This window comes from Brachybacterium sp. YJGR34 (assembly GCF_003347015.1).
Lineage (GTDB): Bacteria > Actinomycetota > Actinomycetes > Actinomycetales > Dermabacteraceae > Brachybacterium.
In genome coordinates, this window is the sequence record NZ_PNFB01000007.1 from 160,508 (window position 1) to 166,646 (window position 6,139).

Here is a 6,139-nt window from a genome sequence, read left to right on the forward strand (position 1 = left end):
GCCTATGATGGAGTGATGAGTCGAATCGCCATCACGGCTTTCAGCGGATGGAACGACGCGGGCGAGGCCGCCACCGGGGTGATCGAGCATCTGCTGGAGGTGTGGCCCTCGCGGCCGGTCGGCGCCGTCGACGCCGAGGAGTTCGTGGATCTCCAGGTCTATCGTCCCGAGATCCGCACCACCGAGGACGGCCTGCGGGTCGTGGACTGGCCGGACACGCAGCTGCGCCTGGTGACACCGCCGCGCGGCCCCGAGATCGTCACGGTCATGGGGCCGGAGCCCTCGCTGCGCTGGAAGCGCTTCGCGGACGAGGTCCTCGAACAGCTGCAGATCCTCGACGTGACGGCGGTGATCTCGCTCGGTGCGCTGCTCGCGGACTCGCCCCACACCCGCCCGCTGCCGGTCTCCGCCCAGGTGGAGCCGGTCGCCGCGCAGAGGGTGGACGACTCCGAGCTGTACTCGGGACCGATCGGGGTGCCGACGGTCCTGGCGCGCCGCACCGCGAGCGCGGGGATGCGCACCACGAGCATCTGGGTGCAGGTCCCCCACTACGTCTCCCAGAACGCCTCCCCCAAGGCGGTGCTGGGCCTGCTGCGTGAGCTCCAGGACCTGGTCAGCGCCCCGATCCCGCTCGAGGAGCTGGTCGAGGACGCCGAGGCCTGGGAGCGCGGGGTCGATGAGCTGGCCCGCACGGACGACGACGTCGCCGAGTACGTGCGGCGGCTCGAGCGCGCTCAGGACGCCGCCGGTCTCCCCGAGGCCAGCGGCGATGCGATCGCCCGGGAGTTCGAGCAGTTCCTGCGCCGACGCCGCGAGGCGGAGTGAGCCCGGCGCGCCCCGGGCGGGGCGCCTCCGCCCCGGGCGCGCGCCTCAGCGGAGGTCGAGGCCGAACAGCGCGTCGACCGCGGCCGTGACGTCCCCCGGGGCCCCGGCCTCCGCGGCTCCCCGCACCGCCGCGCCGGGCTCCTCACCGCGCGCCCAGCGGTCGAGCACCTCGAGGGCCGTGGGGGTGTCCAGGTCGTCGCGCAGCGCGGCGCGCAGCTCCGCGACCGCAGCCGGGTCCTGGTCTCCACGGCGGGAGGCTGCCCGATAGCTCTCCAGGCGCCGGCCGGCGAGAGCGAGCTCCTCCTCGGACCAGGCCCAGTCCGTGCGGTAGTGATGGGCCATGAGCACCAGCCGGACCGCCATGGGATCCACGCCGTCGCGGACCAGCCGATGGACGAAGACCAGGTTGCCCAGCGACTTGCTCATCTTCTCGCCCTCGTGGGCGACCATCCCGCTGTGCACGTAGCAGCTCGCGAAAGGGCGCCCCAGGGCGACCGCATGGGCCGCGCTGAGGTCGTGATGCGGGAAGACGAGGTCGCTCCCGCCGGCCTGCACGTCGAAGGGCAGGCCGAGGCCGTCCTGGGCGATGCACACGCACTCCACGTGCCAGCCGGGCCGTCCGCGGCCCAGCTCCCCCGCCTCCCAGGCGGGCTCGCCGGCGCGCTCGGCCCGCCAGAGCAGCGGATCGAAGGGCCCGCGCTTGCCGGGGCGCTCGGGATCCCCGCCCCGCTCGGCGAAGACCTCCAGCATCTGCTCCTCGGTCCAGCCGGAGACGTCGCCGAGGGCGCCGTCGACGGCGAGATCCAGATACCAGTCGGGACCGTCGGCCGCCTCGTCCTGCAGCGGATAGGCGCGGCCGCGCTCGCGCAGGGCCTGCACGGCGGCGATGATGTCGTCCATCGACTCGCTGACGGAGCGGTACGTCTCCGGGGCGATGACGCGCAGCGCCTCCATGTCCTCGGCGAAGAGCGCGACCTGGGAGGCGGCGAGCTCCCGCCAGTCCACGCCGTCGCGGTCCGCGCGCTCCAGCAGCGGGTCGTCCACGTCGGTGACGTTCTGCGCGACCTCCACCTCGTAGCCCGTGTCGCGCAGCGCGCGACGCATGAGATCGGCGGCGTGGTAGGTCGCCGCATGCCCCAGATGCGTGGCGTCGTACGGGGTGATCCCGCAGACGTAGAGCCGGGCGCGCCCCGGGGTCATCGGCACGACGGGCCCGAGGCGGCCGGTCCGGGTGTCATGGAGCCGGAGCGGCAGGCCGGAGGCGGGGAGCGGGGTCAGCGACGGGGAGGTCCAGGAATGCACCCGTCGATCATACGGTCCGGCACCGTCCCGGGATCAGGCGCCGCCCAGCGGGTCCACCGCGCCGAAGCCCAGCAGTGCGAGCAGCACCACACCGGCCACGATGCGGTAGATCACGAAGATCGCGTACGAGTGGTTCTCGATGATCCGCATGAACCAGACGATCACCGTGTAGCCGACGCCGAAGGCGACCGCCGTGGCGACGATGATCGCCATCAGCGACGGCTCGCCGGCGGCGGCCGCCGCGGCACGTCCGTCGGCGGTCAAGAGGATCGGGACCTCCTTGACGGCCTTGTAGAGGCCGGAGGCGAACACCGCGGGCACCGCGAGCAGGAAGGCGTACCGGGCGGCGGCCTGGCGGGTGTAGCCCATCAGCAGTCCGGCGGTGATGGTGCCGCCGGAGCGCGAGACGCCCGGGATGAGGGCGAGGGCCTGGGCGAAGCCGAATAGGATGCCGTCGCGGACGCTCAGCTCCGTGAGCTCCTTGCGGCGCGGGGCGATGCGGTCCGCCACGCCCAGCAGGATCCCGAACAGGATCAGCATCGCCGCCGTGATGTACAGGTTGCGCAGGGAGTGGTCGATCTGGTCCTCGAAGGCCAGGCCCAGCACGCCGATCGGGATCGACCCGATGATCACCAGCCAGCCCATCCGCACATCGGGGTCCGAGCGCGGGACCTTCCCGACCAGCGACCGGCACCACTTGCCGATGATCCGCGTGATGTCCTTCCAGAAGTAGATGAGGACCGCGGTCTCGGTGCCCAGCTGGATGATCGCGGTGAACGCCGCGCCGGGGTCCTGTCCGGGGTTCAGCAGCTCGCCGACCACCCGCACGTGCGCGCTCGAGGAGATCGGCAGGAATTCGCTCAGGCCCTGGACCAGGCCCAGGATGACCGCCTCGATGAAGGACATGGAGACTCCTCGGAGAACTGTTCGGGGTGCTCGGGGACGAGTCCCCGAGGTGGTCGCGCATCGCGCGGCCCCGCACAGAGTACGCGGCGCCCGGCCGATGGCCGGGCGCCGCGCAGCGGAGCAATGGTGAAGACGACGTGCAGATCCGGTGAGGCGGCCCCTCAGCGATCGTCCTGGTCGTCGTCCTCCTCGTCGAAGTCGTCGTCCTCGTCCTCGTCGTCCTCGAAATCGTCGAGGTCGTCGAAGTCGTCGTCGTCCTCATCATCGTCGTCCCCGTCGAAGACGATCAGCGGGGTCGCGATGTCGTACGCGTCGAACAGCGCGTCGTCATAGGTGTCGAAGGCCGTGGCGAGCTGCTCGGTCGCGGCCTCCAGTGCGGGGTCGTCGTCACCGCGGGACGCGGCGGCGGCCTCGTAGTGGCGTTCGAGGGCAGCGATCAGCGCAGCGAGTGCTGAGCGAGGATCCGTGTTCATGACTGGACCGTACCGCGTCCGACGGCAGAATGGACAGAGGATTCGGTGAAGCCATGGTCACGAATCCGTCGTGCTCCCCGCCGCCGAGCGGAGCACGGCTTCCGCAGGTCATCGCGCACAGGAGGAAATCCGTTGATCCGCCCCCGCACACCGCTCGTCGCGAGCGTCCAGCACGTGGCAGACCCCCGCGGCTGGAGCGACCTCCCGGTCGAACGGGGGCGACGCGCGGAGGACTACGAGTTCCAGATCATCACCGTGCCGCGAGGCACCACCGTGGGGCAGGTCCGGGCCGAGCTCGCCGAGCAGGCGGAGTACGGACGCTGGGAGCACGCCCGCACCCGGCGGTATCACGGCGGCGGCCGGCGCGTGTGGATGCGCCGACGCATCATCCGGGTCAGCTCGACCCTGTAGGGGCACCTGCCCGCTCCGCACCAGCGCCACCGTCCCGGGAGGGCGTCGTCCACAGCCCGTCGGCGGTCCGCGCGCGGACCGGGCGGCTCTGGTGCAATGGGAGCGTGCCCGCGATCTCCCCGCTCCTGCTCGCCGTCGCGCTGGTGGTCTATCTGCCGCCGGCGCTGGTGCTGTCCTGGATCGACGGACGGGAGCACCGCCTGCCCAACCGCTGGGTCGCCATGCTGACCGTCGCGGTGCTGCTCGCCCTGGCGCTGTGCGCCCTCGCCGACCCCGCCCTGCGCCCGACGCTGCGCAGCGCGGTGCTGCTCGCGCTGGTATTGGGTGCCGCGGCGGTCCTGGTCGCCCTCCTCGCTCCCCCGCTGCTGGGGATGGGGGATGCGAAGACGCTGCCGGTGGTGGTGCTGATGTCCGCCTCGCTGGGAGGCGAGGTGCTCCTCGCCTCCCTGCTGGGCATCGCGGTGCTGGGCGGATTCGCCGGGGCGGCGGTGATGGCCGCGACGCGGCGCGCGGGGACCCGGTTCCCCGTCGGCCCCGTGCTCCTGGCCGGCCCCTATCTCGGTCTGCTCGGCGCGCCCTGGGTCGCCGCCGCCCTCGGGACCACGTGAGGGGTGAGCGGGCCGCGTCGGCCGGAGACCGGGGGCGCGTCCCGCTCCGGGGCCGCGCCGGCGGACGGCGTCAGACGGCGGAGCGGTGGCGCTGGCGGCGCGCCTCGTAGAGCGCGATCGATCCCGCCACGGCGGCGTTCAGCGAGGAGGCGCTGCCGCTCATCGGGATCTCCGCGAGGACGTCGCAGGCCTCCTTCCAGCCCGCGCTCATCCCGATCGTCTCGTTCCCCACCACGATGAGGGTGGGGCCGGTGAGGTCCTCCGTGGCCAGCTCGTGACCCCCGGCCTCGTCCAGGCCCACCACCCGCCAGGGCCGGCCCTCCTCGCGGCGGGCGTGGACCCACGCCATCACCTCGCGGTGCGAGGCCAGACGCAGCACGGGCAGGGCGAAGACCGAACCGGTGCTCGCGCGGACGGCGGCGGGATCCCACGGATCGGCGCTGTGACCCGTGATCAGCAGGGCGTCCGCGCCGAGGGCGTCGGCGGTGCGGGCGAGGGAGCCGATGTTGCCGGGCCCGGTCGGTCGGTCGAAGACCACCACCGGACCGGTCACGGAGGGAGCGATGCGGTCCAGGTCGTCGTCGGGGACCGCCGCCACGGCGAGGAGCTCCGGAGCGCCGTCGTCCCGCTCCCCCAGCTCGGCCATGAGCTCCTCCGTGAGGACCACCACCGGCGCGGGCGGCGCGGCGAGCAGCTCACGTGCCCAGCGCGACGGGGTGGGCCGTCCGTCGGACAGCAGCGCTCGGATCTCGACGCCGTGGGCGATCGCCTGGGTGATGGGGCGGACGCCCTGGACCAGCATCTCTCCCGTGCGCGTGCGCTTGGTGCGGTTGGTCAGCAGCGACTGCCACTGCTGGAACAGGGCGTTGCGCCGCTCCAGGCGGGCGGGCAGGGGGCGGCGGCTCATGCGCCCGCCCCGTCGTAGCCCAGCTGACGCCACGCCTCGTAGACGGCGATCGAGGCCGCATTGGCGAGGTTGAGGGACCGGCGGGCCGGGAGCATGGGGATGCGCACGCGGGAGGTCACGCGCGGATGCGCCATGACCTCCTCGGGCAGCCCGGTGGGCTCGGTGCCGAACAGCAGCACGTCATCGCGCTCGTACTCGACGGCGTCGAAGGTCACCTCGGTGCGGGCGGTGAAGGCGAACACCCGGGAACCGGGCACCGCGGCCAGCGCCTGCTCCAGGTCCGCGTGGATGCTCACCGCGGCGAGGTCGTGGTAATCGAGCCCCGCGCGCCGCAGCTTGGCGTCCTCGAGGTCGAAGCCCAGCGGCTCGATGAGGTGCAGGCGCGCCCCGGTGACGGCGGACAGCCGGATGGCGTTGCCGGTGTTGCCCGCGATCGCGGGCTCGTGGAGGAAGACGTGGACCATGGCGGAGATTCTCCCACGGGGCGGAACGGCCGCCCGTGGGGGCGTCGCCTCGGGGCCGTGACAGCAGAGGACCCCGGCTCCGTGGGAGCCGGGGTCCTCGTTCGCGAGTGTCCGAGGGGGTGTCTGGTCTCAGCACATAGTTCGCACCTGTCTCGGGACATCGTTCGCGTGCACTGCCGGAGCATGTCTCGGGACATCGTTCGCACAATGAGCGATGGCGAAGAACCGGGTGATCGTCCTGTC

At 72.7% G+C, this 6,139-nt stretch carries 8 protein-coding genes; 3 read left to right on the forward strand and 5 right to left on the reverse strand.

The window, feature by feature from the left end:
* Positions 1 to 15 precede the first annotated feature (15 nt).
* Positions 16 to 825 (forward strand): PAC2 family protein, encoded by an 810-nt coding sequence (locus tag CXH06_RS08905; protein WP_114854819.1) that lies wholly within the window; start codon positions 16 to 18, stop codon positions 823 to 825.
* Between the two features lie 45 nt (positions 826 to 870).
* On the opposite strand, the gene mshC is transcribed toward CXH06_RS08905, so the two are convergent.
* From mshC to CXH06_RS18435, 3 genes are all read right to left on the reverse strand, one after another.
* Entirely contained in the window at positions 871 to 2,127 is a 1,257-nt protein-coding gene (gene mshC, locus CXH06_RS08910; RefSeq protein WP_114854820.1) for a cysteine--1-D-myo-inosityl 2-amino-2-deoxy-alpha-D-glucopyranoside ligase, read from the reverse strand.
* A 33-nt stretch (positions 2,128 to 2,160) separates the two neighbouring features.
* Positions 2,161 to 3,033, reverse strand: coding sequence for an undecaprenyl-diphosphate phosphatase (locus tag CXH06_RS08915; RefSeq protein ID WP_114854821.1), 873 nt, complete (start codon positions 3,031 to 3,033; stop codon positions 2,161 to 2,163).
* Between the two features lie 161 nt (positions 3,034 to 3,194).
* On the reverse strand, positions 3,195 to 3,506 hold the full coding sequence (locus tag CXH06_RS18435; protein WP_114854822.1) for a DNA primase: 312 nt from the start codon (positions 3,504 to 3,506) through the stop codon (positions 3,195 to 3,197).
* A gap of 132 nt (positions 3,507 to 3,638) precedes the next feature.
* On the opposite strand from CXH06_RS18435, the gene CXH06_RS08925 reads away from it, so the two are divergent.
* Both CXH06_RS08925 and CXH06_RS08930 read left to right on the forward strand, forming a co-directional pair.
* Complete coding sequence (locus tag CXH06_RS08925) at positions 3,639 to 3,917, forward strand: DUF5703 family protein (RefSeq protein ID WP_114854823.1); 279 nt, start codon at positions 3,639 to 3,641, stop codon at positions 3,915 to 3,917.
* Positions 3,918 to 4,021: 104 nt separating this feature from the next.
* Positions 4,022 to 4,525 (forward strand): prepilin peptidase, encoded by a 504-nt coding sequence (locus CXH06_RS08930; protein WP_114854824.1) that lies wholly within the window; start codon positions 4,022 to 4,024, stop codon positions 4,523 to 4,525.
* Positions 4,526 to 4,595: 70 nt separating this feature from the next.
* Here CXH06_RS08930 and CXH06_RS08935 read toward each other — a convergent pair whose 3' ends face one another.
* Both CXH06_RS08935 and CXH06_RS08940 read right to left on the reverse strand, forming a co-directional pair.
* Positions 4,596 to 5,432: an RNA methyltransferase gene (locus CXH06_RS08935; RefSeq protein WP_114854825.1), complete on the reverse strand. Its 837-nt coding sequence runs from the start codon at positions 5,430 to 5,432 to the stop codon at positions 4,596 to 4,598.
* The gene (locus CXH06_RS08940; RefSeq protein WP_114854826.1) at positions 5,429 to 5,896 is read right to left on the reverse strand and encodes a tRNA (cytidine(34)-2'-O)-methyltransferase; all 468 of its coding nucleotides are present in this window, start codon (positions 5,894 to 5,896) and stop codon (positions 5,429 to 5,431) included. The genes CXH06_RS08935 and CXH06_RS08940 overlap by 4 nt, the downstream gene beginning before the upstream one ends.
* Positions 5,897 to 6,139 lie beyond the last annotated feature (243 nt).

Excerpts from the sequence above, each read along its gene's own strand:
- CXH06_RS08915 (WP_114854821.1), bottom strand. The coding sequence starts at position 3,033 with ATGTCCTTCATCGAGGCGGTCATCCTGGGCCTGGTCCAGGGCCTGAGC.
- CXH06_RS08940 (WP_114854826.1), bottom strand. The coding sequence starts at position 5,896 with ATGGTCCACGTCTTCCTCCACGAGCCCGCGATCGCGGGCAACACCGGC.
- CXH06_RS18435 (WP_114854822.1), bottom strand. The coding sequence starts at position 3,506 with ATGAACACGGATCCTCGCTCAGCACTCGCTGCGCTGATCGCTGCCCTC.
- CXH06_RS08905 (WP_114854819.1), top strand. The coding sequence starts at position 16 with ATGAGTCGAATCGCCATCACGGCTTTCAGCGGATGGAACGACGCGGGC.
- CXH06_RS08935 (WP_114854825.1), bottom strand. The coding sequence starts at position 5,432 with ATGAGCCGCCGCCCCCTGCCCGCCCGCCTGGAGCGGCGCAACGCCCTG.